The organism is Vibrio sp. 1069 (genome assembly GCF_033340555.1).
Genome location: NZ_JAWOWP010000191.1, coordinates 1 through 880, shown reverse-complemented (window position 1 = coordinate 880; position 880 = coordinate 1). Strand labels below are relative to the sequence as shown.

Sequence of the window (880 nt, the reverse complement as noted above, 5' to 3'; positions counted from 1 at the left end):
CGACAACCGTGGCTGCAGAAGTAACTCAACAACAGCCACCAACCGAGGTTACTGCTAGCAAACAACCTCAAATAACGGAAATTAACGATGCAAGTCTCAACACGTTAACTGCAGATTTCTTTTCTAAAGAAGCTTCTCGACGTGTGACATTCGATACTAGCAGCGCAATGGATGCTCCTTTTGATTTGTTGTTCTTGAGTATTTGTTCGGTCGCGTGGGATGACATCGAAATTGCAGGACTGGCCGATCATCCTCTGTTCAAAGAGTTTGACATCATGTTCGACAATTTTAGTTCCGCTACGTCATATAGCGGGCCTGCGGTCATTCGTCTGCTACGAGCCAATTGCGGTCAACAGGAACACAGTCAACTGTTCCAACCAGCACCTTCAAAACAGTGCTACTTGTTCGAAAGTTTGAAAGAGCTAGGCTTCAAAGAAAATTTACTGATGAACCACAATGGTGTCTTCGATAGCTTCCTTGAATTGATCAAGAAAGACGGTGACTTACAAGCGGCTCTTATGTCTCAAGAAGGTTTAGCTCCTTACCAAAAATCTTTTGATGGCTCTTCGATCTTCCGCGATAAGCAAGTACTGGATAACTGGTGGCTGCAAAGACTTAACAGTAGTGACGACAAAGTCGTGGCACTCTACAACTCAATTTCACTGCACGATGGCAACCGGATCATCAATACGAATTCAAGCACATCCATTGCTAGCTACAAAATGCGCCTTAAGAATTTGCTTGATGATCTCTATGCGTTCTTTAAAACCTTAGAGTCCTCAAAGCGCAACATTGTTGTGGCCTTGGTACCGGAACATGGTGGTGGTATGCGAGGAGACCGAATGCAAATTTCAGGTATGCGAGAAATTCCTGCGCCAAC

The 880-nt window shown here is 44.5% G+C and carries 1 protein-coding gene; it reads left to right on the top strand.

Annotated elements, in window-relative coordinates; translation table 11 throughout:
* Window positions 1-880, top strand: an 880-nt coding sequence (gene bcsG / locus R7040_RS25370) for a cellulose biosynthesis protein BcsG (RefSeq protein ID WP_318097408.1), incomplete at both ends; no start/stop codon positions are given.